General features: G+C 54.1%; 26 protein-coding genes. 10 read left to right on the top strand and 16 right to left on the bottom strand.

What is annotated here, in order from left to right; all coding sequences use genetic code 11:
* Positions 1-8: 8 nt before the first annotated feature.
* Positions 9-902 carry an N-acetylmuramic acid 6-phosphate etherase gene (gene murQ / locus AAIR21_RS14850; RefSeq protein WP_014171205.1) on the bottom strand — a complete coding sequence of 298 codons (894 nt, stop codon included), beginning with the start codon at positions 900-902 and terminating at the stop codon, positions 9-11.
* 118 nt (positions 903-1020) lie between these two features.
* Between murQ and AAIR21_RS14845 the strand changes: the two genes are divergently transcribed.
* Both AAIR21_RS14845 and AAIR21_RS14840 read left to right on the top strand, forming a co-directional pair.
* Complete coding sequence (locus tag AAIR21_RS14845) at positions 1021-1869, top strand: MurR/RpiR family transcriptional regulator (RefSeq protein ID WP_047743097.1); 849 nt, start codon at positions 1021-1023, stop codon at positions 1867-1869.
* 56 nt (positions 1870-1925) lie between these two features.
* On the top strand, positions 1926-2186 hold the full coding sequence (locus AAIR21_RS14840; RefSeq protein WP_020883006.1) for a YfhL family 4Fe-4S dicluster ferredoxin: 261 nt from the start codon (positions 1926-1928) through the stop codon (positions 2184-2186).
* Here AAIR21_RS14840 and acpS read toward each other — a convergent pair.
* The 11 genes from acpS to rpoE all read right to left on the bottom strand — a co-directional run bounded on the left by acpS (position 2183) and on the right by rpoE (position 11554).
* Complete coding sequence (acpS, locus tag AAIR21_RS14835) at positions 2183-2563, bottom strand: holo-ACP synthase (RefSeq protein ID WP_014171209.1); 381 nt, start codon at positions 2561-2563, stop codon at positions 2183-2185. The two genes, AAIR21_RS14840 and acpS, sit on opposite strands and share 4 nt — an antisense overlap.
* Positions 2563-3294 (bottom strand): pyridoxine 5'-phosphate synthase, encoded by a 732-nt coding sequence (pdxJ, locus tag AAIR21_RS14830; protein ID WP_014171210.1) that lies wholly within the window; start codon positions 3292-3294, stop codon positions 2563-2565. Before pdxJ ends, acpS begins: the two co-directional genes overlap by 1 nt.
* A gap of 77 nt (positions 3295-3371) precedes the next feature.
* On the bottom strand, positions 3372-4079 hold the full coding sequence (gene recO, locus AAIR21_RS14825; protein WP_025203449.1) for a DNA repair protein RecO: 708 nt from the start codon (positions 4077-4079) through the stop codon (positions 3372-3374).
* Between the two features lie 11 nt (positions 4080-4090).
* A complete protein-coding gene (era, locus tag AAIR21_RS14820) occupies positions 4091-4996 on the bottom strand; it encodes a GTPase Era (protein WP_014171212.1) in 906 nt (301 codons plus the stop codon).
* A complete protein-coding gene (gene rnc, locus AAIR21_RS14815) occupies positions 4993-5673 on the bottom strand; it encodes a ribonuclease III (RefSeq protein ID WP_003860711.1) in 681 nt (226 codons plus the stop codon). The genes era and rnc overlap by 4 nt, the downstream gene beginning before the upstream one ends.
* Before the next feature lie 222 nt (positions 5674-5895).
* Positions 5896-6870 carry a signal peptidase I gene (gene lepB, locus AAIR21_RS14810; protein WP_183516100.1) on the bottom strand — a complete coding sequence of 325 codons (975 nt, stop codon included), beginning with the start codon at positions 6868-6870 and terminating at the stop codon, positions 5896-5898.
* A gap of 15 nt (positions 6871-6885) precedes the next feature.
* A complete protein-coding gene (lepA, locus tag AAIR21_RS14805; RefSeq protein ID WP_014171216.1) occupies positions 6886-8685 on the bottom strand; it encodes a translation elongation factor 4 in 1800 nt (599 codons plus the stop codon).
* Between the two features lie 185 nt (positions 8686-8870).
* The gene (gene rseC, locus AAIR21_RS14800; protein ID WP_014171217.1) at positions 8871-9347 is read right to left on the bottom strand and encodes a SoxR-reducing system protein RseC; all 477 of its coding nucleotides are present in this window, start codon (positions 9345-9347) and stop codon (positions 8871-8873) included.
* A complete protein-coding gene (rseB, locus tag AAIR21_RS14795; protein ID WP_047955969.1) occupies positions 9344-10297 on the bottom strand; it encodes a sigma-E factor regulatory protein RseB in 954 nt (317 codons plus the stop codon). Before rseB ends, rseC begins: the two co-directional genes overlap by 4 nt.
* On the bottom strand, positions 10297-10947 hold the full coding sequence (gene rseA / locus AAIR21_RS14790) for an anti-sigma-E factor RseA (RefSeq protein ID WP_025203448.1): 651 nt from the start codon (positions 10945-10947) through the stop codon (positions 10297-10299). Before rseA ends, rseB begins: the two co-directional genes overlap by 1 nt.
* 31 nt (positions 10948-10978) lie before the next feature.
* Positions 10979-11554, bottom strand: coding sequence for an RNA polymerase sigma factor RpoE (gene rpoE, locus AAIR21_RS14785; protein WP_006176728.1), 576 nt, complete (start codon positions 11552-11554; stop codon positions 10979-10981).
* A 424-nt stretch (positions 11555-11978) separates the two neighbouring features.
* Here rpoE and nadB point away from each other — a divergent pair, with 424 nt between their 5' ends.
* Positions 11979-13598, top strand: coding sequence for an L-aspartate oxidase (gene nadB, locus AAIR21_RS14780; RefSeq protein ID WP_020883000.1), 1620 nt, complete (start codon positions 11979-11981; stop codon positions 13596-13598).
* On the opposite strand, the gene trmN is transcribed toward nadB, so the two are convergent.
* Entirely contained in the window at positions 13583-14320 is a 738-nt protein-coding gene (gene trmN / locus AAIR21_RS14775; RefSeq protein ID WP_020882999.1) for a tRNA(1)(Val) (adenine(37)-N(6))-methyltransferase TrmN, read from the bottom strand. The genes nadB and trmN overlap by 16 nt on opposite strands.
* Positions 14321-14452: 132 nt before the next feature.
* Between trmN and srmB the strand changes: the two genes are divergently transcribed.
* On the top strand, positions 14453-15781 hold the full coding sequence (srmB, locus tag AAIR21_RS14770; protein WP_020882998.1) for an ATP-dependent RNA helicase SrmB: 1329 nt from the start codon (positions 14453-14455) through the stop codon (positions 15779-15781).
* A 52-nt stretch (positions 15782-15833) separates the two neighbouring features.
* On the opposite strand, the gene grcA is transcribed toward srmB, so the two are convergent.
* Positions 15834-16217 carry an autonomous glycyl radical cofactor GrcA gene (gene grcA, locus AAIR21_RS14765; RefSeq protein ID WP_013098327.1) on the bottom strand — a complete coding sequence of 128 codons (384 nt, stop codon included), beginning with the start codon at positions 16215-16217 and terminating at the stop codon, positions 15834-15836.
* Between the two features lie 314 nt (positions 16218-16531).
* On the opposite strand from grcA, the gene ung reads away from it, so the two are divergent.
* Positions 16532-17221 (top strand): uracil-DNA glycosylase, encoded by a 690-nt coding sequence (ung, locus tag AAIR21_RS14760; RefSeq protein WP_020882997.1) that lies wholly within the window; start codon positions 16532-16534, stop codon positions 17219-17221.
* A gap of 45 nt (positions 17222-17266) precedes the next feature.
* On the opposite strand, the gene AAIR21_RS14755 is transcribed toward ung, so the two are convergent.
* Complete coding sequence (locus AAIR21_RS14755) at positions 17267-18337, bottom strand: tRNA/rRNA methyltransferase (RefSeq protein ID WP_020882996.1); 1071 nt, start codon at positions 18335-18337, stop codon at positions 17267-17269.
* Between the two features lie 204 nt (positions 18338-18541).
* Between AAIR21_RS14755 and trxC the strand changes: the two genes are divergently transcribed.
* The 5 genes from trxC (at position 18542) to AAIR21_RS14730 (ending at position 24263) form a co-directional block, all read left to right on the top strand.
* On the top strand, positions 18542-18961 hold the full coding sequence (gene trxC, locus AAIR21_RS14750) for a thioredoxin TrxC (protein WP_014171226.1): 420 nt from the start codon (positions 18542-18544) through the stop codon (positions 18959-18961).
* A gap of 69 nt (positions 18962-19030) precedes the next feature.
* Complete coding sequence (gene tapT, locus AAIR21_RS14745) at positions 19031-19729, top strand: tRNA-uridine aminocarboxypropyltransferase (protein ID WP_020882995.1); 699 nt, start codon at positions 19031-19033, stop codon at positions 19727-19729.
* A 35-nt stretch (positions 19730-19764) separates the two neighbouring features.
* Positions 19765-22428, top strand: a complete 2664-nt coding sequence (locus tag AAIR21_RS14740; RefSeq protein ID WP_020882994.1) for a bifunctional acetate--CoA ligase family protein/GNAT family N-acetyltransferase — start codon at positions 19765-19767, stop codon at positions 22426-22428.
* Positions 22429-22538: 110 nt separating this feature from the next.
* Positions 22539-23894, top strand: a complete 1356-nt coding sequence (gene pssA, locus AAIR21_RS14735; protein ID WP_020882993.1) for a CDP-diacylglycerol--serine O-phosphatidyltransferase — start codon at positions 22539-22541, stop codon at positions 23892-23894.
* A gap of 45 nt (positions 23895-23939) precedes the next feature.
* A complete protein-coding gene (locus AAIR21_RS14730) occupies positions 23940-24263 on the top strand; it encodes a YfiM family lipoprotein (RefSeq protein ID WP_020882992.1) in 324 nt (107 codons plus the stop codon).
* Here AAIR21_RS14730 and AAIR21_RS14725 read toward each other — a convergent pair.
* Positions 24260-25555 (bottom strand): MFS transporter, encoded by a 1296-nt coding sequence (locus AAIR21_RS14725; protein WP_020882991.1) that lies wholly within the window; start codon positions 25553-25555, stop codon positions 24260-24262. The genes AAIR21_RS14730 and AAIR21_RS14725 overlap by 4 nt on opposite strands.
* Positions 25556-25860 lie beyond the last annotated feature (305 nt).

Raw genomic sequence — 25860 nt, 5'->3', positions numbered from 1 at the left:
CGCCTCTGTTAGTTTTCTAATGCCGCCCGTAAGAACCCGTTATGGGCATTGAGCCTTGCTCTGGCGGCCGCAGCGTCCAGTCCGCTCAAGATCATCAGAATGGCCGGTTTAACATCGTGATCGGTTTGTTTCAGTACTGCTTCCGCCTCTTCGCGGCTTGCTCCCGTCGCCTCCATGACCATACGGCAGGCTCTGTCCACCAGCTTGACGTTGGTCGCTTGCATATCCACCATCAGGTTCTGATAAACCTTGCCAAACTTCACCATGGCGCCAGTGGAGATCATGTTGAGCACCAGCTTTTGCGCGGTGCCGGATTTCAGGCGCGTAGAGCCGGTTAACGCTTCCGGGCCGACAACCGGAGAGATAGCGATAGCAGCGACCTGCGCAATCGGCGAGCCAGGATTACAGGAAATCGCCACCGTGGTGCAGCCCGTCTTGTTGGCATACTCCAGGCCGCCGATAACGTACGGCGTACGCCCGGAGGCCGCCAGCCCAACAACCAGATCCTGAGCGGTCAGATTTAGCCCCTTCAGGTCATCCTCGCCGAGCTGTTTGTTGTCTTCCGCTCCTTCCACGGCTTTCAGCAGCGCGCCAGGGCCGCCAGCAATCAACCCGACCACCAGACCGTGCGGCACACCAAACGTTGGCGGACATTCAGAGGCATCCAGCACACCAAGACGCCCGCTGGTTCCGGCGCCCATGTAGATAATGCGACCACCGGCCTTCAGTGCTTCCGCCGCCGCATCGACGGCTTTCGCCACCTCCGGTAATGTCTCTTTCACTGCCTGCGCGACCAGCGTATCCTGTTGATTAAAACGGTTAACCAGCTCCAGGGTGCTGAGCGCATCCAGATCCATGGTTTGTGGGTTACGCGTTTCAGAAACAAGTGAGCCAAGATTCATCTTTTGTACCTCAAGAATTTTTAATTCATAAAAATCTCACTATAATGGAATATAAAATTCATTCAGGCGAGCAAAATTCGTATTTGCGCAGACAATCACAATTTCGCCAGGAGAACCTATGAACTGTTTAATTCGCATTCGTCAGCGTTATGCAGGCTTTGCTCAAAGCGACAAAAAGCTGGCGGATTTTCTGCTCTCTCAGCCCGACCATGCCCGCCATCTCAGCTCGCAGCAGCTGGCGAGTGAGGCCGGAGTGAGTCAGTCGAGCGTGGTGAAATTTGCCCAGAAGATTGGCTTTAAAGGCTTCCCGGCTCTCAAGCTGGCGATTAGCGAAGCGCTGGTGAGTAACCCCAATCCGCAGTCGATGCCGGTGCATAATCAGATTCGAGGCGATGACCCGATGCGTCTGGTGGGAGAGAAGCTCATCAAAGAGAATGTCGCGGCCATGCATGCCACCCTTGATGTGAATACCGAAGAAAAATTACTGGAAAGCGTGGCGATGTTGCGTGCAGCGCGACGTATTATTTTGACCGGGATAGGCGCGTCCGGACTGGTGGCACGTAACTTTGGCTGGAAGCTGACAAAAATAGGTTACAACGCCATTGTCGAGCAGGATATGCACGCCCTGCTGGCGACCGTGCAGGCGATGGATGCTAACGATCTGCTGCTGGCGATCTCCTATTCCGGCGAACGCCGCGAGATCAATATGGCTACCGATGAAGTCTTACGCGTAGGCGGTAAGATTCTGGCCATCACCGGGTTTACTCCCAACGCGCTGCAGCAGCGGGCTACGCGCTGTTTATATACTATCGCGGAAGAGCAGGCCACGCGCAGCGCGGCGATCTCCTCGACAAGTGCGCAAATGATGTTGACCGACCTGCTGTTTATGGCCCTGGTGCAACAGGATCTGGAGCACGCGCCAGAGCGTATCCGGCACAGTGAAGAGCTGGTAAAAAAACTGGTTTGAACAGGTAATGAGCGTATAATGCCCGCCCTGTTTGTGTTGTTTCTGAGAATTTCCTGATGGCGCTGTTAATCACCAAAAAATGCATCAATTGCGATATGTGCGAACCGGAATGCCCGAACCAGGCGATTTCGATGGGCGAGAGCATTTATGAGATTAACAGCGACCGCTGCACCGAATGCATCGGCCACTACGAAACGCCGACCTGTCAGAAAGTGTGCCCAATCCCCAATACCATCCTGAAGGATCCGGCACACGTCGAGAGTGAAGAGCAGCTTTGGGATAAGTTTGTCCTGCTGCATCACGCGGACAAACTTTAACTTTCGATAATCACCGTCGCGCAGGCGTAGTGGCGTTCATCGGCGAGCGTCACGTGCATGTGATTTACGCCGAGTTTCTCTGCCAGCGTTTGCGCCTCACCCCATAAACGCAGGCGTGGTTTACCCAGCTCATCGTTAAACACTTCAAACTGATTAAACGCCAGACCGTTACGAATACCGGTGCCGAAGGCTTTGGCTGCCGCCTCTTTGACGGCAAAGCGCTTGGCCAGAAAACGTACCGGCTGCTGATGCGTCTCCCAGATGGCCCATTCGTTATCGCTCAGCACGCGTCGTGCCAGGCGATCGCCGCTACGGGCGATCACCGCTTCAATGCGGGCTATTTCAACGATATCGGTGCCTAAGCCCAGAATAGCCATTACTGACGCGCTTCCAGCATCAGGCGTTTCATTTCTGAGACCGCCTCTTTCAGGCCACTCATTACCGCACGGCCAATAATAGCGTGGCCGATATTCAGCTCATGCATTTCTGGCAGGGCTGCAATGGCCTTGACGTTATGGTAGGTCAGGCCATGCCCGGCGTTAACTTTCAGCCCCAGGCTCGCGGCATAGGTGGCCGCATTGGCGATACGCTCCAGCTCTTTGGCCTGCGTAGTTTCGTCTTTCGCATCAGCGTAACAGCCGGTATGAATTTCAATATAGGGCGCGCCCACTTCGGCAGCCGCCTTGATCTGTGCTACATCGGCGTCGATGAACAGAGAGACCAGGATACCTGCCTCAGCCAGACGCTTGCAGGCATCACGCATTTTGTCGCGTTGACCCGCCACGTCCAGGCCCCCCTCGGTGGTCACTTCCTGACGTTTTTCCGGTACCAGGCAGCAGAAATGCGGCTTCGTCTCGCAGGCAATCGTCAGCATCTCTTCCGTGACCGCCATCTCCAGGTTCATGCGGGTGTCCAGCGTCTGACGCAGAATGCGCACATCGCGGTCGGTAATATGACGGCGGTCTTCACGCAGGTGAACGGTAATGCCATCGGCGCCAGCCTGCTCAGCGATGAACGCCGCCTGAACCGGATCGGGATAAGCCGTGCCGCGTGCATTACGCAGCGTGGCGATGTGATCAATGTTGACGCCTAACAGTAATTCAGCCATGACAATCCTCGGTATTTTAGTTCGTGTCCCTGCCTCCCTCTCCCTCAGTGAGAGGGCTGGAGCGAGGGTCTGATACGTTAACGTTTCGGCATAAACTGCCTGAACAATTCGCGGCTCTTTAAGGGCTTGCCGCCAAGATACGGCTTGAGCGCAATCCGGGTAAAGCGTTTTGCTGCGCGAAGGGTATCCTGATCGGGAAACTCGCGCGTATACAGCGCTCTAAGCTGTCGCCCGGTAAAAGTGCTGTTATCTATCACGACGCTGGCGATAAAACCTTTTTCTTCACGGTAGCGATAGGTCATCGCATCCTCTACCTCGTCTCCGCTCCCTGCACAATGCAAAAAATCGACCCCGTAGCCCAGATGTCCAAGCAGCGCCAGCTCAAAACGACGCAGGGCAGGTTCGGGCGTACCGGTTGCGCCGGCCAGCGCCTGGATACAGTGCAGGTAATCAAAGAAAAGTTCAGAGAAGCGAGTCTCATGCTCCAGAACACGTGAGATGAGTTCGTTGACATAGAGACCGCTGTACAGCGTGATACCAGAAAGGGGGAGCGCCAGAGAGACGGCCTCGGCACTGCGCAGGGTTTTGACTTCCCCACGCCCGCCGAAGCGTACCAGCAGCGGAGTGAAAGGCTGTAAGGCACCCTTCAGGCCGGAGCGTTTGGAACGTGCGCCTTTAGCAACAAGGCGCACACGGCCCGACTCTTCCGTGAAAACGTCCAGCATAAGGCTGGTCTCGCTCCACGGACGGCTATGGAGGACAAAGGCACGCTGCCATCCATCCACGATGTTCAGTCTTAGACGTCGTCGCCGTAACCGAGGCTGCGCAATGCACGCTCATCATCGGCCCAGCCTGATTTCACCTTCACCCACAGTTCAAGGTGAACCGGGGCTTCAAACATGTCCTGCATGTCTCTGCGCGCTTCAATGCCGATGGTTTTGATCTTGGCACCTTTGTTGCCGATCACCATCTTCTTCTGCCCTTCGCGCTCAACGAGGATCAGGCCGTTGATGTCATAGCCGCCGCGTTCGTTGGTCTGAAAACGTTCAATCTCAACCGTTACGGAGTACGGCAGTTCCGCGCCAAGGAAACGCATCAGTTTTTCACGGATGATCTCAGAGGCCATAAAGCGCTGAGAACGATCGGTGATGTAATCTTCCGGGAAGTGATGAATCGCTTCCGGCAGATGTTTGCGCACGATGCCTGCGATAGTATCGACGTTCAGACCGGTCTCGGCAGACAGCGGGACGATATCAAGGAAGTTCATCTGGCTTCCCAGCCACTGCAGGTGCGGCAGCAGATCGGCTTTTTCCTGCACGTTGTCCACTTTGTTGACCGCAAGGATCACCGGCGTTTTACCGTCGCGCAGTTTGTTCAGCACCATTTCGTCGTCAGGCGTCCAGCGGGTGCCTTCCACCACGAAAATCACCAGCTCTACGTCGCCAATCGAGCTGCTCGCCGCCTTGTTCATCAGGCGGTTGATGGCGCGCTTCTCTTCCATGTGCAGGCCCGGGGTATCAACGTAGATCGCCTGATAGGCGCCTTCCGTGTGGATACCGACGATGCGGTGACGCGTGGTCTGCGCCTTACGGGAAGTAATGGAAATTTTCTGCCCAAGCAGATTATTCAACAGGGTAGATTTGCCAACGTTCGGACGTCCGACGATGGCAATAAACCCGCAATACGTTTTTTCTTCGCTCATTCCAGCTCCAGCATTTTTAACGCCTGTTCGGCGGCAGCCTGTTCAGCCTTACGACGGCTAGAACCTGTGCCGACCACCGGTTCACTCAGGCCACTGACCTGGCAATGGATGGTAAATTCCTGATCGTGCGCTTCACCCCGCACCTGCACCACCAGATAGGATGGCAGCGGGAGGTGGCGACCCTGCAAATATTCCTGCAGACGCGTTTTCGGATCTTTTTGTTTATCGCCCGGACTGATTTCGTCCAGACGGGTTTGATACCAGTTAAGGATCAGCTTTTCTACGGTCTGAATATCGCTGTCCAGGAACACACCACCAATTAATGCTTCGACCGTGTCGGCAAGAATAGATTCACGACGGAAGCCGCCGCTTTTCAGTTCACCCGGCCCAAGTCGCAGACATTCGCCCAGTTCAAATTCACGAGCGATTTCCGCCAGGGTATTACCCCGAACCAGCGTCGCGCGCATGCGGCTCATATCACCTTCGTCCACACGTGGGAAACGGTGATAAAGCGCATTCGCGATCACGAAACTTAAAATAGAGTCACCCAGGAACTCGAGGCGCTCATTATGCTTGCTGCTGGCACTGCGGTGGGTTAATGCCTGTTGCAACAACTCCTGATGATGAAAAGTGTAGCCCAGCTTCCGTTGAAGCCGATTAATTACGATGGGGTTCATGCGATACCAGTAAATGAATGCGTCAAAAATGCAGCACACGAAACCGACCTGAGAAGACCAACGCGGTTTCGTGTGCCGTGGCACCCTTGCAGGGCCAACCTTAAACTTCGGGGGAATATTCTATACACAACGACAGGGGATGTCGTTAGTCCAAAGAGATTTATCGCTGAAATAATTCACGTAGCCGCTAATTAACGCGGCTACGCGTTCATTTAATGAGAATTAATGGATCCCGCCGATACGATTCAGGCGAACGCCGGTCGGCCATTCGCCTTCCTGCTTCTCAAAACTCATCCAGATAGCGGTCGCTTTACCTACCAGATTCGCTTCCGGCACAAAGCCCCAGTAACGGCTGTCCGCGGAATTATCGCGGTTATCACCCATCATGAAGTAGTGTCCCGGTGGTACGATCCAACTGGCCAGCTGTTGGCCCGGCTGCCGGTAGTACATCCCCACTTGATCCTGCGCGATTGGCACGGTGAGGATACGGTGGGTCACATCACCCAGCGTCTCTTTACGTTCAACCAGGCGAATACCGTCCTCTTTGGTCTCGCCTTTGGGCACCTGGAAGAAACCGCTGGTCGCTTCACCGCCGTTACGGCGAGCAAAGGTCTGCACAAAATCACTTTGCTCAACGTTTGAGTAAGTGATTGGCAGCGCGTTTTCACACGCGGTACCGGAGCTGCAGCCAGGCTGAACGGTAACTTCTTTCGCCACCGGATCGTAGGTGACTTTATCACCCGGCAGACCCACTGCACGCTTGATGTAATCCAGACGCGGATCTTCCGGGTATTTAAACACTACGATGTCGCCACGTTTCGGATGACCGGTTTCGATCAGCGTTTTCTGGTAGATCGGATCTTTAATCCCGTAGGCAAACTTCTCAACCAGAATAAAATCGCCAATCAGCAGCGTTGGCATCATTGAACCAGACGGGATCTGGAACGGCTCGTAAATAAACGAGCGGACAACCAGCACAATCGCCAGCACCGGAAATACCGATGCCCCGGTTTCCAGCCAGCCCGGTTTCGGGCCGACTTTCTTCAGGGTTTTCGCGTCCAGCCCATCGCCAGTGGCTGCCTGTGCGGCAGCCTGACGTTCATGGCGTTTTGGGGCGAAAATAAACTTATCCAGACACCACAACAAACCTGTCACCAGGGTAGCAATGACCAGAATCAGGGCAAACATGTTCGCCATGCCAACTCCTTAGGGTTATTTGCCGTCTTTACCAACATGAAGGATGGCAAGGAATGCTTCCTGCGGCAGTTCGACGTTACCGACCTGCTTCATACGCTTCTTACCTTCTTTCTGTTTCTGCAGCAGCTTTTTCTTACGGCTGACGTCACCGCCGTAGCATTTCGCCAGAACGTTTTTACGCAGCTGTTTCACAGTAGAACGGGCAATAATATGGTTACCGATGGCGGCCTGAATCGCGATATCAAACTGCTGACGCGGGATCAGCTCTTTCATCTTCTCAACCAGCTCACGGCCACGGTATGGCGCATTGTCGTTGTGAGTGATGAGTGCCAGCGCATCCACACGCTCGCCATTGATCAGCACGTCCACACGCACCATGTTAGACGCCTGGAAGCGTTTGAAGTTGTAATCCAGTGACGCATAGCCACGAGAGGTAGACTTCAGACGATCGAAGAAGTCGAGGACCACTTCCGCCATAGGGATTTCGTACGTCAGCGCAACCTGATTACCGTGGTAAACCATGTTGGTCTGTACGCCACGCTTCTCAATACACAGCGTAATAACGTTACCCAGGAACTCCTGCGGCAGCAGCATATGACACTCTGCAATGGGCTCGCGCAGTTCTTCGATATTGTTCAGCGGCGGCAGCTTGGACGGGCTATCGACGTAGACGATCTCTTTGTTGGTGGTCTGCACTTCGTACACAACGGTCGGTGCCGTGGTGATCAGATCCAGATCGTATTCACGCTCCAGACGCTCCTGGATGATCTCCATGTGCAGCAGACCAAGGAAGCCGCAGCGGAAGCCGAAGCCCAGCGCCGTGGAGCTTTCTGGTTCATAGAACAGGGAAGCATCGTTGAGGCTCAGCTTGCCGAGCGCATCGCGGAAGTTTTCATAGTCGTCAGAGCTGACCGGGAACAGACCCGCGTAAACCTGCGGTTTAACCTTTTTAAAGCCTGGCAGCGCTTTGTCTGCCGGGTTACGTGCACCGGTCAGGGTATCACCCACTGGCGCGCCGAGGATGTCTTTAATGGCGCAGACCAGCCAGCCTACTTCGCCACATTTCAGCTCGGTACGGTCAACCTGTTTTGGCGTGAAGATACCCAGACGGTCAGCGTTGTAAACCTGGCCAGTACTCATTACCTTGATTTTGTCGCCTTTACGCATGGTGCCGTTTTTAATACGCACCAGCGAGACAACGCCCAGGTAGTTATCAAACCAGGAGTCGATGATCAGCGCCTGCAGCGGGGCATCCGGGTCACCTTCTGGTGCCGGGATATCACGCACCAGGCGTTCCAGCACGTCGGTCACGCCCACGCCCGTTTTAGCGGAGCAGCGCACCGCATCGGTCGCGTCGATGCCGACAATATCTTCAATCTCTTCCGCTACGCGCTCAGGATCGGCAGCTGGCAGGTCAATTTTGTTCAGAACCGGCACAACCTCGAGATCCATTTCCATCGCGGTGTAGCAGTTTGCCAGAGTCTGGGCTTCAACGCCCTGCCCGGCATCCACAACCAGCAGCGCGCCTTCACAGGCCGCCAGCGAGCGTGAAACTTCATAGGAGAAGTCAACGTGGCCTGGGGTGTCGATAAAATTCAGCTGGTAGATTTCGCCATCAGCCGCTTTGTAATCAAGCGTAACGCTCTGCGCTTTGATGGTGATACCGCGTTCGCGTTCCAGGTCCATGGAGTCCAGAACCTGGGCTTCCATTTCACGATCAGACAGGCCACCGCAAATCTGGATAATACGGTCAGACAGCGTCGACTTACCGTGGTCAATGTGAGCAATGATCGAAAAGTTACGTATGTTCTTCATATAGTTAAATAATTATGCCTTACGAATTCCTGGAGGCCGCTGTTCTTAGCCTGACGTTTTTCAGTGCGAAAACGCCGCATTCTACACTACATCCCCGTTACCTGGAAATGTACTTAGCGCCAGGTATAGCGTGAAGAAATGACGTTTTCTGTTTTAGGACGTAAAAAAGGACAAAGCCCGATGGATCACCGGGCCTCAGAAGAGAGCGTCTCAACACGAAGCTGGTCGGGTGCCAGCCCAACGCTGAGAATAACAGGCTGCCACTCTTCGCGTGCGGCAAGCTTCGGGGAGAGAGCTTTGGCCAGCCAGAATCCCCCTACGCCGCCCAATGCCGCACCACACATGGCGGCCACATCGGTACCAAACAGCATCTGGAATACGCCGCCCATAACAAACAGCCCCACCAGCGGAGAGAGATAAACCAACATGGCGGACGTGAGCAAGCTACCTTCTGCAATTCCCAGCTCCACCTTTTGCCCCACCATCAGCGGCCGATCGCTTGGCACGGAAATGGTATGCGAGGTTTGCGGCCCGAGCTTATTCAGCACGCGGCTACCGCAACCGGCTCTGGAAGCACAGCTATTGCATGAGGCCTTAACATCACAGCTCACCAGCGCAATGCCATTCTGCCACGATACGACCGTAGCCCACTCTTTAATCATTGTGCAGTCCTGAATTTAATGCTGTCGGAAATACGCTTCGCCGTTTGTGGCGGTAATTCACCCACAATGGTGATCTCTGCGTTATCGCGAACCGTGGTGCTGACCGTCCTGCGTCCGGTACGAAGCATTTGTTCAGAACTGTTTGCCGATGCGCGGTTAATGTTCACCGAGAAACTGAACAAACCATCGGAATAAAGACGCGATTCAACCGGTGTTTCAATGGTTGGCAGTTGTCGACGGCTGCTGGAGACTTCGCTAAACCCTTGCGGGATCCAGGAAGGAACCCAGTTGAAGTTGACGGAATCACCCGCCGGTACCGAAAGCAGTGGCGGCAGGCTGGCTTTCGCCAGATTCTGCATGCTATTACCCACCTGATTGTTTACGCTAAAGGAGATAACGCGGAACTGTTCCAGCGTTTCACCATCACGGTCAAGCAGGTCTACACGCATTGGCAGCTTGGTTTCGGCGTCAATCCAGACGATATAGCTGTAACGCGTTCCGTCACGGGCAACAACGCGGATTACTTCGCACAGTCTGTCCGCAATGCGCGTACGCCCTACCGAAATGAAATCATAGTAAGGCGCAAGACGTTTGAAGTCGGTGTAGATAAGCGATGGCAGAGAATCGACGATATAATCGCCATTCAGTGTGAAAGGCTCCAGACCGGGTTCGAAATAACTGATTTCGTTACCACGCTGGACAACTTCCCGACGCGGGCCATCCATCTGTAAAAGCTGGGCGAGTGGCTGGTTATCAAGACGGGCATGGCGGTATCGTAACGACTCGACGCCCTGCTTATTGATACTGATAAATGCCAACTCGTAATTGAGTGACTGGCTGGCCAGATTCATTTGCTGCAACAACGCCCCGGATGAAACATCAGCCGAGGCGTTGGCAGAGAAGAACAGGCTACCCGCCATCAGAGACATGGCGAACCAAAGTTGCTTCATTACTGCGATTGCGTTCCTAAAGTTTGGTTTCCGGGCACCTGCACAGCCGCTTGCTGGGTTTGTGCCTGCTCAAACTGAAGCTGTTCAGAGTGCAGACGACGCTGCAACTCGTAATCCTGCAACATCGCATTAATGCGACGGCGTTGCTCCTGAACCTGCTGTTGCTGGCCGCCGCTGGCGGATGCATCAGCCGGAACACCCAAACTTACCGGGCTGGCTTTGCCCATCATCGGCAGTGTGTTGAACACTGGCGCTTCTGGCTGCTGATTAGTTTCAGACTGAGTATTATAGTGCTGGACGCCAACGATAACTGCAAGCGATACGCATGCAGCCACACCCATTTGGGTGAGCTGGCTGGCCCACGGACGCACCTTGTGCCAGAACGGCATTTTCTGCCACTGGTGAGGCGCAGGTTGAGCTTCAGGAATCAGCGGAGTGGTCTGACGGACAGGCTCATTTTCAATGGCCGCCATCACGCGAGCTGAGATATCGAAATGGAGAACCTCGCCGGTGTCACCGCGAAGGGTGTCACGGATGAGATGGTAACTCTCCCAGGTCTCTTGCATTTCGGGAGAATGAGACAGCTCGTTGAGCAGCTCACTATCCAGCGTTTCACCATCCATTAAAGCGGAAAGTTTTTCTTTCTGCATGCCTAATACCTTTTCCAGTATCCCGCTATCGTCAACGCCTGATAAGCGGTTGAACTTTATTATCAATTGCTTCTCGCGCACGGAAAATACGTGAACGTACCGTGCCGACCGGACAATCCATGATGGCGGCTATCTCTTCATAGCTCAGACCATCCAACTCCCGTAACGTAATTGCCATGCGTAAATCTTCCGGGAGCGACTCGATCGTGCGAAAAACGATTTGTCTCAGTTCTTCTGACAACATTAAGTTCTCAGGGTTCGAAATTTCTTTCAGCGCACCGCCACTTTCGAAGTTTTCGGCGTCGATTGCGTCCACATCACTTGAAGGCGGACGGCGGCCCTGAGCGACCAGATAATTCTTTGCCGTATTGACCGCAATACGGTACAGCCAGGTATAAAAAGCACTATCTCCCCGGAATGAATCCAGCGCGCGATAGGCCTTAATAAAAGACTCTTGTACTACATCAGGCACATCGCCTGACGGTACATAGCGGGAAACCAGGCTCGCCACCTTATGCTGGTAGCGCACCACCAGTAAGTTAAAGGCTTTCTGATCTCCCTTCTGGACCCGTTCAACCAGGACCTGGTCCGTTAACTGCTCGCTCATCCGAGGTAATGTCTCCCCAAACCTAAATTCCACGCGTTATCGAAACGCCACTCTTAAAAAACCGCACTTTGAGCAAGCACCGAATTAGAGTGTCTGATCTTCAATAAGTTCCGTAACGCCTTTGTTTTTGTTCATCGCGCCGCAGACTGTTCATTTTCTCTCATTATAAGTCTGTTCACGATACGCACCACTTTATGACAAGAAACATCTCTTTTCCCGCCAGAAGAGTAACGCAACCCAGTCTTTATTTCACCACAAAATCTGACGCTAACGATCTGCTTCGCAAAATATTTTCTTTCTTTTACGTGGTTTTAATCCTCCGCCTCGAGTTTAGCGGTTACAACTCACATCAAAAAAAACGTGCGATATCTCGCATTCGGATGCTATTCTGACCAAACACTGTTTAGTAAATTAAACAAAAATCATGAACACAACACCTGAACTGCATTGTGATGTACTGATCATCGGTAGCGGCGCTGCCGGTCTCTCCCTGGCACTGCGTCTGGCCGAACATCAGAGCGTAATCGTTCTGAGCAAAGGGCCGATAAGTGAAGGTTCTACGTTTTATGCCCAGGGCGGTATTGCCGCCGTGTTTGATGAGACAGACAGCATTGCGTCGCATGTCGACGATACGCTGATTGCCGGGGCCGGGATCGTGGATGCGCATGCCGCAGAGTTTGTGGCCAGTAATGCCCGTCATTGCGTGCAGTGGTTGATCGATCAGGGCGTATTATTTGATACACAGGTGCAGCCAAACGGTGAAGAGAGCTACCACCTGACCCGCGAAGGCGGGCATAGCCACCGCCGTATCCTGCATGCCGCAGACGCTACCGGTAAAGAAGTCGAAACCACGCTGGTCAGTAAAGCCCTCAGCCATCCTAACATTCGGGTCCTTGAGCGCAGCAATGCCGTTGACCTGATTATTTCCGACAAGATTGGCCTTCCGGGTACACGTCGTGTCGTGGGTGCCTGGGTCTGGAATCGCAATAAAGAGAAGGTTGAGACCTGTCAGGCGAAGGCCGTGGTGCTGGCGACTGGCGGTGCATCCAAAGTGTATCAGTATACCACCAACCCCGATATTGCCTCCGGAGACGGGATCGCCATGGCCTGGCGCGCCGGTTGTCGCGTGGCAAACCTTGAATTCAACCAGTTTCACCCGACCGCCCTGTTCCATCCTCAGGCGCGTAATTTCCTGCTGACGGAAGCCCTGCGCGGTGAAGGCGCATACCTGAAACGTCCTGACGGCTCCCGCTTTATGCCGGACTTTGACCCCAGGGGCGAGCTGGCACCGCGCGATATCGTTGCCCGCGCCATCGACCATGAAATGAAGCGTCTTGGCGTGGACTGCATGTATCTGGACATCAGCCATAAGCCGGCAGAGTTTATCCGCCAGCATTTCCCGATGATCTACGAAAAGCTGCTGGGTCTGGGGATTGATTTAACCCGCGATTCGGTGCCCATCGTGCCTGCCGCCCACTATACCTGCGGGGGCGTAATGGTTGACGATCACGGTCGCACCGACGTGGATGGCCTGTATGCTATCGGTGAAGTAAGTTATACCGGGCTTCATGGCGCGAACCGGATGGCGTCGAACTCACTGCTGGAGTGTCTGGTTTACGGCTGGTCTGCCGCGGAAGATATCACGAAGCGCATGCCTTACGCCCGTCAGACAGAAAATCTGCCTGCCTGGGATGAAAGCCGCGTGGAGAACCCGGATGAGCTGGTCGTTATTCAGCATAACTGGCACGAACTGCGGCTGTTTATGTGGGACTACGTCGGGATTGTGCGGACCACGAAACGTCTTGAACGCGCATTACGCCGTATCACGATGCTGCAGCAGGAAATCGATGAATATTATGCCAATTTCCGCGTATCCAATAATCTGCTGGAGCTGCGCAATCTGGTTCAGGTTGCCGAATTGATTGTTCGCTGCGCGATGATGCGCAAAGAGAGCCGCGGTTTGCACTATACCCTCGACTACCCCGATCAGCTGGCCGAGTCCGGCCCGTCGATCCTCTCCCCGCAGGTTCACATAAACAGATAAAACGCCTGGGTCAGAGCGGTGTAATCTTCGGAATAACGCTGGTCTGGCCCACGGATCACCATTCGGTCGTTAAAGCATTCACCTTCTTTGGGTGAGAGCGCCAGCAGCACGCGGTGCGGCAATCGCCCTTCGGTATCCGCAATATCGGTGCGTAAACGTAATTTCCAGCCAATCTCTTGCGCTATGCCAATAAACGCATTGCCGGTGCTTTCTGGCAGAACCACGCAGAAAAACCCTTCTTCTGAAATAAGCTCTGCGGCACTGATCAGCAGCGCCTTATGGTCGAGAGAGCCGGTATAACGGGCCTGTTCACGCTCAGGCGTTCCGCACTCAACTCCGGGCGCGTAGTAGGGAGGATTGCTGACAATCAGGTCGTAACGCGCGGTTTGCTCCGGCGTCCAGTCGAGCACATCTGCACATTCAACGTTAATCCGGGCGGCCCACGGAGATTCAGCCGTATTTTCACTCGCCTGCTCTGCCGCCTGCGCATCCAGCTCCACCGCATCTATGGTGACATGCGCTTCGGTACGTTGCGCCAGCATCAGCGCCAACAGTCCGCTGCCCGTCCCAATATCCAGAATACGCTTTACACCTGCGACAGGTGCCCAGGCACCCAGTAAAATACCGTCTGTACCGACTTTCATGGCACAGCGATCGTGAGCGACAAAAAATTGTTTAAACGTAAAACCATCGCGGCGCAACTGCGCTTTGAGTTGAGACATGTCAGGGCAACCTTCTAAGTGAAACTGGAGTAGCATAGGGGAAAGCGAAGTGGCCGCAAAGCGATATCCATACAAACAGATGAAGATTACAGCCGTAACGTCTATAATCAGCGCCCCACACAGAGGTAGAACATGACTGTAACGACTTTTTCCGAACTTGAACTCGATGAAAGCCTGCTCAATGCACTTGAGAGCAAAGGCTTTACACGCCCGACCGCCATTCAGGCAGCGGCCATTCCGCCTGCGCTTGAGGGCCGCGATGTGCTCGGTTCTGCGCCAACCGGCACGGGGAAGACAGCAGCTTACTTGCTGCCTGTGTTGCAGCATCTGCTCGATTTTCCACGTAAAAAATCAGGCCCGCCGCGTATTTTGATCCTGACGCCGACGCGCGAGCTGGCGATGCAGGTTGCCGATCACGCCCGCGAGCTGGCGGCCAATACCCATCTGGATATCGCCACGATCACTGGCGGCGTTGCGTATATGAACCACGCCGAAGTGTTCAGCGAAAATCAGGACATCGTCGTTGCGACGACCGGTCGCCTGCTGCAGTACATTAAAGAAGAGAACTTCGACTGCCGCGCGGTAGAAACACTGATTCTGGATGAAGCTGACCGCATGCTGGACATGGGCTTCGCGCAGGATATCGAACATATCGCGGGTGAGACACGCTGGCGTAACCAGACGATGCTGTTCTCTGCCACCCTTGAAGGGGACGCGATCAAAGACTTCGCAGAGCGCCTGCTTGAAGATCCGGTGGAAGTTTCCGCGACGCCGTCCACGCGCGAGCGCAAGAAGATCCACCAGTGGTATTACCGTGCAGATAACCTTGAACACAAGGTTGAGTTACTTAAGCACCTGCTGAAGCAGGACGATGCCACCCGTACCATCGTCTTTGTGCGTAAGCGCGAGCGTGTGCATGAACTGGCTGAAATGCTGCGTAATGCCGGGATCAATAACTGCTATCTCGAAGGCGAGATGGCGCAGGTTAAGCGTACCGAAGGGATTAAACGTCTGACTGATGGTCGCGTGAACGTGCTGGTCGCAACAGACGTTGCTGCACGCGGGATCGACATTCCGGACGTCAGTCACGTCATTAACTTCGATATGCCACGCAGCGGCGACACCTATCTGCACCGCATTGGCCGTACCGGCCGTGCCGGACGCAAAGGTATCGCGATCTCTCTGGTCGAAGCGCATGACTACCTGCTGCTGCAGAAAATTGGCCGCTACGTTGATGAGCCACTGAAAGCACGCGTTATTGATGAGCTTCGCCCGACCACACGTGCACCGAGTGAAAAAATGACGGGCAAACCGTCTAAAAAAGCGCTCGCAAAACGTGCTGAGAAAAAAGAGAAAGAAAAAGAGAAGCCGCGCGTGAAGCAGCGCCACCGCGATACCAAGAATATTGGTAAGCGCCGTAAACCAAGCTCTGCCGCACCAGAGACGAAAACTGAAGAGTAAAAAAAGCCGGGGAAAACCCCGGCTTTTTTATTCCACCCCCGAGACTGAAACCTTACAGGCTTTCAGTAAAGGTACGCGCAATAACGTCGCGCTGCTGTTCCGGGGTCAGAGAGTTAAAACGTACTGCATAACCTGATACACGAATGGTCAGCTGTGGGTATTTTTCCGGGTGCTTAACCGCATCTTCCAGCGTTTCACGACGCAGCACGTTCACGTTCAGGTGCTGACCACCTTCAACGCGCACTTCCGGTTTTACTTCCATTGGGATTTCACGGTATTCGATTTCGCCCAGTTTGTTCACCGGAACGATTTCATCTTCAGCAAAACCCGCTTTCGCTACTACACAGCGCGCTTCATTTTTCTCGCTGTCCAGCAGCCAGAAAGAGTTGAGCAGGTCGTCATTTGCAGCTTTAGTAATCTGGATACCTGTAATCATGTGTTGCCTCCCTTAGGCTACATTAACTGGTGTCGGCCTCGCGCGGCCAATTGGTAAAACCATTGTTTCTTGTGTGTATATATATCACTCGCACCCCGGTCATTTATTGATTTAAATCAACAAAAATACCAACCACACAAAGAGTGTGGTTTGATTTTATTGTTCCAGATCAATTTCATTGCTTTGCCAGCTCAACTCCTTTCGCATCTATTCAAAATAAATTGAATGACTTACGGTGATTTTATGCCTGGGATTTTGCACCCCGGGTTTTAGCGGTTAAGCTAGGCGCAGAATGTGATTCGCAGGAGAGCGAGATGACGACACCGTTGACCTGGCACGATGTGCTGGCAGAAGAGAAACAGCAGCCCTATTTTATTAACACCCTCAGCACCGTTGCGGCAGAGCGGCAGTCTGGCCAGACGATTTATCCGCCACAAAAAGATGTTTTCAACGCGTTTCGCTATACCGAACTCAGCGATGTGAAAGTTGTTATCCTCGGTCAGGATCCTTACCACGGACCGGGACAGGCTCACGGGCTTGCTTTCTCTGTACGTCCTGGGGTTGCTATCCCCCCTTCGCTTCTGAACATGTACAAAGAACTCGAAAAGACCGTGCCCGGGTTTACCCGGCCCACTCATGGTTATCTGGAAAGCTGGGCGCGCCAGGGCGTGCTGTTACTGAATACGGTACTCACCGTACGTGCCGGTCAGGCACATTCTCACGCCAGCCTGGGCTGGGAAACCTTTACCGATAAAGTCATCAGCCTTATCAACGAGCATCGTGAAGGGGTGGTGTTTTTACTGTGGGGTTCCCACGCGCAGAAGAAAGGGGCGATTATCGACAGGCAGCGTCATCATGTCCTGAAGGCACCGCATCCGTCACCGCTGTCAGCGCATCGTGGTTTCTTTGGTTGTAATCATTTTGTTCTGACGAACGAGTGGCTGGAAAAACGTGGCGAAATGCCAATTGACTGGATGCCAGTGTTACCGGCTGAGAGTGAGTAACGCATCGGATGTGCCCGTTTTAGCGGGCACATCCGACGCACAGTCTTATGCTTTATTCTGACGCCACCATTCCGCCAGCAGTACGCCAGTCGCAACGGAAACGTTCAGACTTTCAACATTGCCTGTACCGTCGATAGAGACGCTCAGATCCGCGCTGGAAAGCGCAGCATCCGACAGGCCATCACGCTCCTGACCCAGCACCAGCACCATTTTACGCGGCAGTGTCGCTTTAAACAGCGGCGTAGCGGCATGGCTGGAGGTTGTGACGATGGCATATCCCGCATTACGGAACTGCTCAATAGCATCCAGAACGCTGTCGCCGGTGATCGGCTGAACATGCTCTGCCCCGCCCTCTGCGGTACGGATCGCGGCACCCGATTCCAGCAGCGCGGCATCCTGTAACAGCACGCCTTTCACGCCAAAGTGCGCGCAGCTACGCATCATTGCACCCAGATTATGCGGGTTGCCCACATCTTCAAGCGCCAGCACGCAGTCATCGGCTTCCGCCTGGCTAACCCACTGCTGTACGGTAGTCCCGTTACGTTTTTTGATCAGGAAGCACACGCCACCGTGGTGTTCAGTGCCTGATGCTTTCGTCAGCTCAGCGTCATCCACCACATGGTAGGCTTTACGGTTTGCCGCCATCCAGCGCAGCGCTTCTTTAAAGCGTGGGGTTACACTCTGGATAAACCATGCGCGAACGATGCACTCAGGACGGCTCTGGAACAGCGCCTGGCAGGCGTTCTCGCCATAGACTCGGGTCTCTTCTGCACGCTGACGGCGCAGCACTTCCGGGTCAATAAAGCTTTTCCCGCTGATACCGCCGTGATCGGCTTTTTCAGGCGCCTCTTCACCAGGGGCGCGAGAAACGGTACGCCAGGGGGATGAACCCTCGCGCGAGAAATCATCGCGTTTGCGATCGTCACGTTTGCGGTCATCACCGCGGTTATTTCTGTCATCGCGGGCGGGGCGACGGCCACCGTCTGCACGAGAAGACGCCGGACGCCCGCCACCTTTTCCGGTACGCGGATTTTGGGTGCGTTTATCAGAGTCATCATCACTGCGGACATACATCACTTTGACCTTGCCGCTTTTGTTTTTCATTTCGTCGTTCATGCTTTTCTCCACCAGCGCTGCGCGAAGCGCGCAGATTACCCGATGTGCAAGCTCATAGCCATAAATTCGTACAAAAGCCTGTGACTATTGTTCTCATTGAATAAAACGCATTGTCGTTTCAAACAGGCTGAATGATAATATGTAACATATTAGAAACATTATCGGCATTCTGCCGCTGTCCCACGGCTCTATCAGAGGTTAGTTATGAATACCGTATGTGCCAACTGTCAGGCTCTTAATCGCATTCCGGACGATCGGATTGAAGATGGTGCGAAATGCGGGCGTTGTGGCCATGAACTGTTTGATGGCGATGTTATCAACGCTACGGGTGCTACGCTGGACAAACTCCTCAAGGACGATCTTCCGGTGGTTGTCGATTTTTGGGCACCGTGGTGTGGTCCGTGCCGTAGCTTCGCGCCAGTCTTCGAAGATGTTGCCGAAGAACGCAGCGGCAAAATGCGTTTTGTTAAGGTCAATACCGAAGCAGAACGTGAGCTGAGCGCACGCTTTCGCATTCGCAGCATCCCAACCATCATGATTTTCAAAAATGGTGAAGTGATCGACATGCTTAACGGTGCCGTTCCTAAAGCACCGTTTGATAGCTGGTTAAACGAATCGCTGTAACATTAACGGGGCGCATCTTGTGCCCCGTTCCTTCCTCTGCGAAAATAGGGTTTTTCCTGCACTTCGCCCATGACTGATAACGCTGTTCTTCAACTGCGCGCCGCACGCCTGGCCCGCGCGACTCGCCCTTTTCTTGCCCGCGGCAATCGTGTTCGCCGCTGTCAGCGTTGTCTGCTGCCGCTAAAAGTTTGTCTGTGCGAGACCCTTGCGCCGAGCACGGCGAAGAGTCGTTTTTGCCTGGTCATGTTCGATACCGAACCAATGAAACCCAGCAATACCGGACGCCTTATTGCCGACATTCTGCCGGATACCGCGGCATTTCAGTGGTCACGCACGGAACCGCCTCAAGCCCTGCTCGACTTAGTGGCAAACCCGGACTATCAGCCAATGGTCGTATTTCCGGCCTCGTATGCTGGCGAAGATCGCCAGGTGCTTTCGGCACCGCCATCTGGTAAACCGCCGCTGTTTATTATGCTGGACGGAACCTGGACCGAAGCGCGAAAAATGTTCCGCAAAAGTCCTTATCTCGATTCATTGCCGGTGATTTCGGTCGACCTTTCACGCGTCTCGGCCTACCGCCTGCGAGAAGCGCATGCTGACGGGCAGTACTGTACCGCTGAAGTGGCGATTGCCCTTCTGGATTTAGCGGGAGATACCGTCGCGGCAGGTGCGCTGGGGAGCCATTTCTCCCGCTTTCGTGAACGCTACCTGGCAGGAAAAACCGTTCATAAGGGCAGCGTCACAGCAACGGAGACAGAAAACGTTTAAAATCATCAGGTCGCTTGCATTCACAGGAGGCCTGCATGAGCCAGCGAGGGTTAGAAGCGCTACTTCGTCCTAAATCCATTGCCGTTATCGGCGCATCAATGAAACCGGATCGCGCAGGCTATCTGATGATGCGTAACCTGCTGGCCGGCGGATTTAATGGCCCCGTCATGCCCGTGACGCCTGCCTATAAGGCTGTTCAGGGGGTGCTGGCATGGCCGGACGTGCAGAGCCTGCCTTTCATACCGGACCTTGCCATCCTGTGTACAAATGCGAAACGTAATCCAGCCCTGCTGGAGTCGCTCGGCAGGAAAGGATGTAAAACCTGCATTATTCTCTCGTCTCCGCCCGAACAGCAGCCGGAGCTTCTGGCATGCGCCAGTCGCTACCAGATGCGCATTCTTGGGCCAAACAGTCTGGGCCTGCTCGCCCCGTGGCAGGGGCTGAATGCCAGCTTCTCCCCGGTCCCTATCCGCAAAGGCAAACTCGCTTTCATTTCGCAATCGGCTGCGGTATCGAACACGATCCTCGACTGGGCACAACAGCGTGAGATGGGGTTTTCCTACTTCATTGCTCTGGGTGACAGCCTGGACATCGACGTTGATGAACTGCTCGATTTTCTGGCTCGCGACAGCAAAACCAGCGCCATTCTTCTTTATCTTGAGCACCTGAGCGACGCCCGTCGTTTTGTGTCGGCTTCCCGTAGCGCGTCCCGTAACAAGCCGATTCTGGTGATTAAAAGCGGGCGTAGCCCCGCCGCTCAGCGTCTGCTGCAGTCGCATTCCGGCATGGATCCCGCCTGGGATGCCGCGATTCAACGCGCAGGTTTGCTACGGGTTCAGGATACACACGAGCTTTTTTCCGCCGTCGAGACGTTAAGCCATATGCGTCCGTTACGCGGTGAGAAGTTAATGATTGTCAGTAATGGCGCGGCTCCTGCCGCACTTGCACTGGATGAACTGTGGCTGCGCAATGGCAAGCTGGCCACCCTGGGTGAGGAGACGCTACAACGCCTGAAAGAGGCGCTGCCGGCAAGCGTTAGCCCAGGCAATCCCCTCGATTTGCGCGATGACGCCAGTAGCGATCACTATATCAGGGCGATCTCCCTTTTACTGGATAGCCAGGATTTCGACGCGCTGATGATTATTCACTCCCCCAGCGCGGTCGCTCCCGGGAGTGAAAGCGCGCGCGCACTGATTGACGCCGTCCGGAACCATCCTCGTGGTAAATATGTCACCCTGCTGACCAACTGGTGCGGTGAGTTCTCTTCCCAGGAGGCACGACGCCTGTTCAGTGAAGCCGGTCTGCCCACCTACCGCACTCCGGAAGGCACGATTACGGCGTTTATGCATATGGTGGAGTATCGCCGCAACCAGAAGCAGCTTCGTGAAACCCCGGCTTTACCGGGGAACCTGACGGCGAACACGGCGGATGTTCACCGGCTTTTACAGCAGGCTATCGAAGAGGGAGCCACCTCGCTTGATACGCACGAAGTGCAGCCGATTCTGGGCAGCTACGGGATGCAAACCCTGCCCACCTGGATTGCCGGCGACAGCGCCGAAGCCGTGCATATTGCCGAACAGATTGGCTATCCCGTTGCCCTCAAGCTTCGCTCACCGGACATCCCGCATAAGTCTGATGTCCAGGGGGTGATGTTATACCTGCGGACTGCGACCGAGGTACAGCAAGCCGCTGATGCCATATTCGACCGGGTCAAAATGGCCTGGCCTCAGGCGCGGATCCACGGGTTGCTGGTGCAAAGCATGGCTAATCGCGCGGGCGCTCAGGAGCTGCGCGTGGTGGTTGAATACGATCCTGTCTTTGGCCCGCTTATCATGCTGGGGGAAGGCGGCGTCGAGTGGCGTCCTGAGGAGCAGGCGGTCGTGGCTTTGCCACCACTGAACATGAACCTGGCGCGTTATCTGATCATTCAGGCCATCAAAAGCAAAAAAATACGGGGCCGAAGCGCGCTGCGCCCTCTTGATATTGCCGGGTTGAGTCAGTTCCTGGTGCAGGTGTCTAACCTGATTGTTGATTGCGCGGAGATCCAGCGGCTGGACATCCACCCGCTGCTCGCCTCCGGCAGTGAGTTTACGGCCCTGGACGTCACGCTGGATATCGCGCCTTTCGAGGGTGACAGGGAGAGCCGCCTTGCGATCCGTCCGTATCCTCTGCAGCTGGAGGAGTGGGTGGAGATGAAAAACGGGGAGCGCGTGTTGTTCCGCCCTATCCTGCCGGAAGATGAACCGCAGCTGCGCACGTTCATCTCTCAGGTAACGAAAGAGGATCTTTACTATCGCTATTTTAGCGAAATCAACGAATTTACCCACGATGATTTAGCCAATATGACCCAAATCGACTACGATCGAGAAATGGCATTTGTCGCCGTTCGTCGTTCCGATAAGGGCGATGAGATCCTCGGCGTTACGCGTGCTATTTCCGACCCGGATAATGTTGATGCGGAGTTTGCTGTGCTGGTGCGCTCCGATCTGAAAGGGTTGGGTCTGGGGCGACGGCTGCTGGAAAAACTCATCAGTTATACGCGAGATCACGGATTGTTACGCCTCAATGGCATTACTATGCCTAACAATCGCGGTATGGTGACCCTGGCGCGAAAACTTGGATTTGACGTTGATATTCAGCTGGACGAAGGTATTGTGGCCTTATCCCTGAGCCTGATATCAGCGGATAAAGCCGAGTAAGCTACTGGAAATGTTACCCACTTTGGACGGGACTGGTGGTATCATTGTCCGCTTATGTTGTTTGCATGGTACAGACAACCCTTCAATGAACAGAGAAGAAACGCACTGTGATGTTGTCAAAATTTAAGCGTAATAAACATCAACAACACCTTGCTCAACTACCGAAGATTTCTCAGTCAGTTGATGATGTAGAGTTCTTTTACGCTCCCGCCCATTTTCGGGAGACGCTTCTGGAAAAGATTGCCGGCGCTACGCGTCGCATTTGCATTGTGGCCCTGTATCTTGAACAAGATGAAGGTGGGCGCGCGATCTTAAATGCGCTCTATGAAGCCAAGCGTCAACGTCCGGAACTGGATGTTCGCGTGCTGGTCGACTGGCACCGCGCTCAGCGTGGCCGTATAGGCGCTGCTGCTTCAAACACCAATGCTGACTGGTATTGCCGCACGGCGCAGGAAAATCCTGGCGTCGATGTGCCCGTTTACGGCGTACCTGTAAATACCCGGGAAGCGCTCGGCGTCCTTCATTTCAAAGGGTTCATCATTGATGACAGCGTGCTGTACAGCGGCGCGAGCCTGAATGATGTTTACCTCCATCAGCTCGATAAATATCGATATGACCGTTACCATCTGGTTCGTAATCCGCAGATGGCGGATATCATGTTTAACTGGGTTGATAAGAACTTAGTACAGGGTCGCGGCGTAAATCGTCTTGACGATCCACACCGTCCTAAAAGCCCGGAAATTAAAAATGATATCCGCGCGTTCCGCCAGGAACTGCGTGATGCGGTCTACCATTTCCAGGGCGATGCCAATAACGAAGAGCTGTCCGTTACACCGCTGGTGGGGTTAGGCAAATCAAGCCTGCTGAACAAAACGATTTTCCACCTGATGCCGTGTGCGGAGCAGAAACTCATCATCTGCACCCCTTACTTCAACCTTCCCGCCGTGCTGGTGCGTAATATCATTCAGCTGCTGCGTGATGGTAAAAAAGTTGAAATTATCGTCGGTGACAAAACGGCTAACGACTTCTTTATTCCTGAAGATCAACCGTTCAAGATTATCGGTGCCCTCCCTTATCTCTATGAGATTAACCTGCGCCGTTTCCTGAGCCGTTTACAGTATTACGTTAACACTGACCAGCTGGTCGTGCGTCTGTGGAAAGATGAAGACAACAGTTATCATCTGAAAGGAATGTGGGTCGACGATGAATGGATGCTGCTTACGGGCAATAACCTGAACCCTCGCGCCTGGCGTCTGGATCTCGAAAATGCCATCCTGATCCATGACCCGAAACATGAGTTAGCGACCAGTCGTGAACGTGAGCTCGAGCTTATTCGGACGCATACCACTGTGGTTCAGCATTACCGCGAACTGCAGAGCATTGCCGATTACCCGGTGAAAGTCCGCAAGCTTATTCGTCGCCTGCGTCGAATCCGTATTGACAGACTTATCAGCCGTATTCTGTGATGTCCAGGCCCTGTCAGCGACAGGGCTTTTTTTTGGAGTCCGCTAATGCGTGTTCTTCTCTTGCTGAGTGCTCTCTTTCTCAGTGGCTGTAGCCACATGGCTAACGATAGCTGGTCCGGGCAGGATAAAGCGCAACACTTTCTCGCCTCCGCAATGTTGTCCGCTGCCGGTAATGAGTATGCACAACATCAAGGGTACAGTCGGGATCGTAGTGCGGCAATCGGCCTGATGTTCTCTGTAAGCCTTGGGGCTTCAAAAGAACTGTGGGATAGCCGCCCCGCGGGGAGCGGCTGGAGCTGGAAAGACTTTGCCTGGGACGTAGCCGGTGCCACGACCGGCTATGCCGTGTGGCAGATGGCTCGCTATTAGAGACGAATACCTTTACCCTTTCGATGCAGCATCAGGGAGACAATAAAGGCCAGTGCCCCCATCACCGTCACGTACCAGAAGAAGGTTGTTTCCGTTCCCCATGATTTAAGCGACAGCGCGACGTACTCCGCAGAGCCACCGAACAGTGCATTGGCGACCGCATAAGAAAGCCCTACCCCCAAAGCGCGTACCTGTGCCGGGAACATCTCAGCCTTCAGGATCCCACTGATCGATGTGTAAAAACTGACAATAACCATCGCCAGCATGACCAGACCAAAGGCGGCGTACGGTGAGGAAACGTGCTGAAGCGCAGTTAAAATGGGAACAGTACATAACGCGGACATGCCGCCAAAGATCAGCATTGATGTGCGACGCCCTATTTTATCGGAGAGCGCGCCAATAAGTGGCTGAATCAGCATAAAGACAAACAACGCGACGGTCATGATAGCGCTGGCGACGTTGGCGTGCATGCCCGTGGTGTTCACCAGATATTTTTGCATGTAGGTGGTGAAGGTGTAAAAGCTGAGAGAACCGCCCGCGGTGAACCCGAGAACCATCAGGAAAGCTTTGCGGTTACGCCACAGCCCTTTAAACGACCCCGCCTCCTTCAGCGCCCGGACCTCTTTTTGCGAGGTTTCATCCAACTGACGACGCAACCAGAGTGCGACGACCGCCAGTACAGCGCCCATCGCGAAAGGAATTCGCCATCCCCACTCATGAAGCTGGCTGTCGGTAAGCACCTGCTGCAGAATAACCACCACCAGAATGGCCAGAAGCTGGCCACCAATAAGCGTGACGTACTGGAAAGAGGCGTAAAACCCTTTCCGGCCCTCAAGGGCAATTTCACTCATGTAAGTGGCGCTGGTACCGTATTCTCCTCCAACAGAAAGTCCCTGGAACAGACGAGCCAGTAGCAAAAGAGCCGGCGCCCATGTCCCGATAGCGTCATAACCGGGAAGACAGGCGATCACCAGCGAGCCAAAGCACATCATGCAGACCGAAATCAGCATGGATGCCTTACGTCCTCGACGGTCTGCGATCCGTCCAAACAACCATCCACCAATGGGGCGCATTAAGAAGCCCGCAGCAAATACGCCAGCCGTTTGCAGAAGCTGTGTGGTGGTGTTGCCGGACGGGAAGAAGATATGTGCGAAGTAAAGTGAACAGAATGAGTAGACGTAAAAGTCGAACCATTCCACCAGGTTCCCTGAAGAGGCACTGACGATTGCCCATACCCTTCTACGGGAATCACTGGCAGCCAGCGTCCCGTTCGATGTTATGCTTTCTGTCATTGTGATTATGCTCCTGCCATAAAAACGGCATGCTGAGTCCTGAGAACTCACGATCTTGTAAAGCAAATGTTATTATTTTGTTATAAATAACATTGAGAGTAAGATCACATTTTCTGTTAGCAAGGTAAGTTATAGGATAAAGACTAAGGGTCGTTGGCTGGTGTGGCGGTGTGCAGTCTGATGCCGTCTCCGGCGGCGGGAAAAAACCAAAGCAAAAAACCCCGCACCATACGGTACGGGGTTCTTTTAATTGATGCCTGGCAGTTCCCTACTCTCACATGGGGAGACCCCACACTACCATCGGC

This window comes from Enterobacter sp. PTB (genome assembly GCF_051130085.1).
GTDB classification, from domain to species: domain Bacteria; phylum Pseudomonadota; class Gammaproteobacteria; order Enterobacterales; family Enterobacteriaceae; genus Enterobacter; species Enterobacter ludwigii.
Note: the sequence above shows the minus strand (reverse complement) of the source record. Positions and strands in the feature narration are given on the sequence as shown.

Excerpts from the sequence above, each read along its gene's own strand:
- murQ (WP_014171205.1), bottom strand. The coding sequence starts at position 902 with ATGAATCTTGGCTCACTTGTTTCTGAAACGCGTAACCCACAAACCATG.
- AAIR21_RS14845 (WP_047743097.1), top strand. The coding sequence starts at position 1,021 with ATGAACTGTTTAATTCGCATTCGTCAGCGTTATGCAGGCTTTGCTCAA.
- AAIR21_RS14840 (WP_020883006.1), top strand. The coding sequence starts at position 1,926 with ATGGCGCTGTTAATCACCAAAAAATGCATCAATTGCGATATGTGCGAA.
- acpS (WP_014171209.1), bottom strand. The coding sequence starts at position 2,563 with ATGGCTATTCTGGGCTTAGGCACCGATATCGTTGAAATAGCCCGCATT.
- pdxJ (WP_014171210.1), bottom strand. The coding sequence starts at position 3,294 with ATGGCTGAATTACTGTTAGGCGTCAACATTGATCACATCGCCACGCTG.
- era (WP_014171212.1), bottom strand. The coding sequence starts at position 4,996 with ATGAGCGAAGAAAAAACGTATTGCGGGTTTATTGCCATCGTCGGACGT.
- rnc (WP_003860711.1), bottom strand. The coding sequence starts at position 5,673 with ATGAACCCCATCGTAATTAATCGGCTTCAACGGAAGCTGGGCTACACT.
- lepB (WP_183516100.1), bottom strand. The coding sequence starts at position 6,870 with ATGGCGAACATGTTTGCCCTGATTCTGGTCATTGCTACCCTGGTGACA.
- lepA (WP_014171216.1), bottom strand. The coding sequence starts at position 8,685 with ATGAAGAACATACGTAACTTTTCGATCATTGCTCACATTGACCACGGT.
- rseC (WP_014171217.1), bottom strand. The coding sequence starts at position 9,347 with ATGATTAAAGAGTGGGCTACGGTCGTATCGTGGCAGAATGGCATTGCG.
- rseB (WP_047955969.1), bottom strand. The coding sequence starts at position 10,297 with ATGAAGCAACTTTGGTTCGCCATGTCTCTGATGGCGGGTAGCCTGTTC.
- rseA (WP_025203448.1), bottom strand. The coding sequence starts at position 10,947 with ATGCAGAAAGAAAAACTTTCCGCTTTAATGGATGGTGAAACGCTGGAT.
- rpoE (WP_006176728.1), bottom strand. The coding sequence starts at position 11,554 with ATGAGCGAGCAGTTAACGGACCAGGTCCTGGTTGAACGGGTCCAGAAG.
- nadB (WP_020883000.1), top strand. The coding sequence starts at position 11,979 with ATGAACACAACACCTGAACTGCATTGTGATGTACTGATCATCGGTAGC.
- trmN (WP_020882999.1), bottom strand. The coding sequence starts at position 14,320 with ATGTCTCAACTCAAAGCGCAGTTGCGCCGCGATGGTTTTACGTTTAAA.
- srmB (WP_020882998.1), top strand. The coding sequence starts at position 14,453 with ATGACTGTAACGACTTTTTCCGAACTTGAACTCGATGAAAGCCTGCTC.
- grcA (WP_013098327.1), bottom strand. The coding sequence starts at position 16,217 with ATGATTACAGGTATCCAGATTACTAAAGCTGCAAATGACGACCTGCTC.
- ung (WP_020882997.1), top strand. The coding sequence starts at position 16,532 with ATGACGACACCGTTGACCTGGCACGATGTGCTGGCAGAAGAGAAACAG.
- AAIR21_RS14755 (WP_020882996.1), bottom strand. The coding sequence starts at position 18,337 with ATGAACGACGAAATGAAAAACAAAAGCGGCAAGGTCAAAGTGATGTAT.
- trxC (WP_014171226.1), top strand. The coding sequence starts at position 18,542 with ATGAATACCGTATGTGCCAACTGTCAGGCTCTTAATCGCATTCCGGAC.
- tapT (WP_020882995.1), top strand. The coding sequence starts at position 19,031 with ATGACTGATAACGCTGTTCTTCAACTGCGCGCCGCACGCCTGGCCCGC.
- AAIR21_RS14740 (WP_020882994.1), top strand. The coding sequence starts at position 19,765 with ATGAGCCAGCGAGGGTTAGAAGCGCTACTTCGTCCTAAATCCATTGCC.
- pssA (WP_020882993.1), top strand. The coding sequence starts at position 22,539 with ATGTTGTCAAAATTTAAGCGTAATAAACATCAACAACACCTTGCTCAA.
- AAIR21_RS14730 (WP_020882992.1), top strand. The coding sequence starts at position 23,940 with ATGCGTGTTCTTCTCTTGCTGAGTGCTCTCTTTCTCAGTGGCTGTAGC.
- AAIR21_RS14725 (WP_020882991.1), bottom strand. The coding sequence starts at position 25,555 with ATGACAGAAAGCATAACATCGAACGGGACGCTGGCTGCCAGTGATTCC.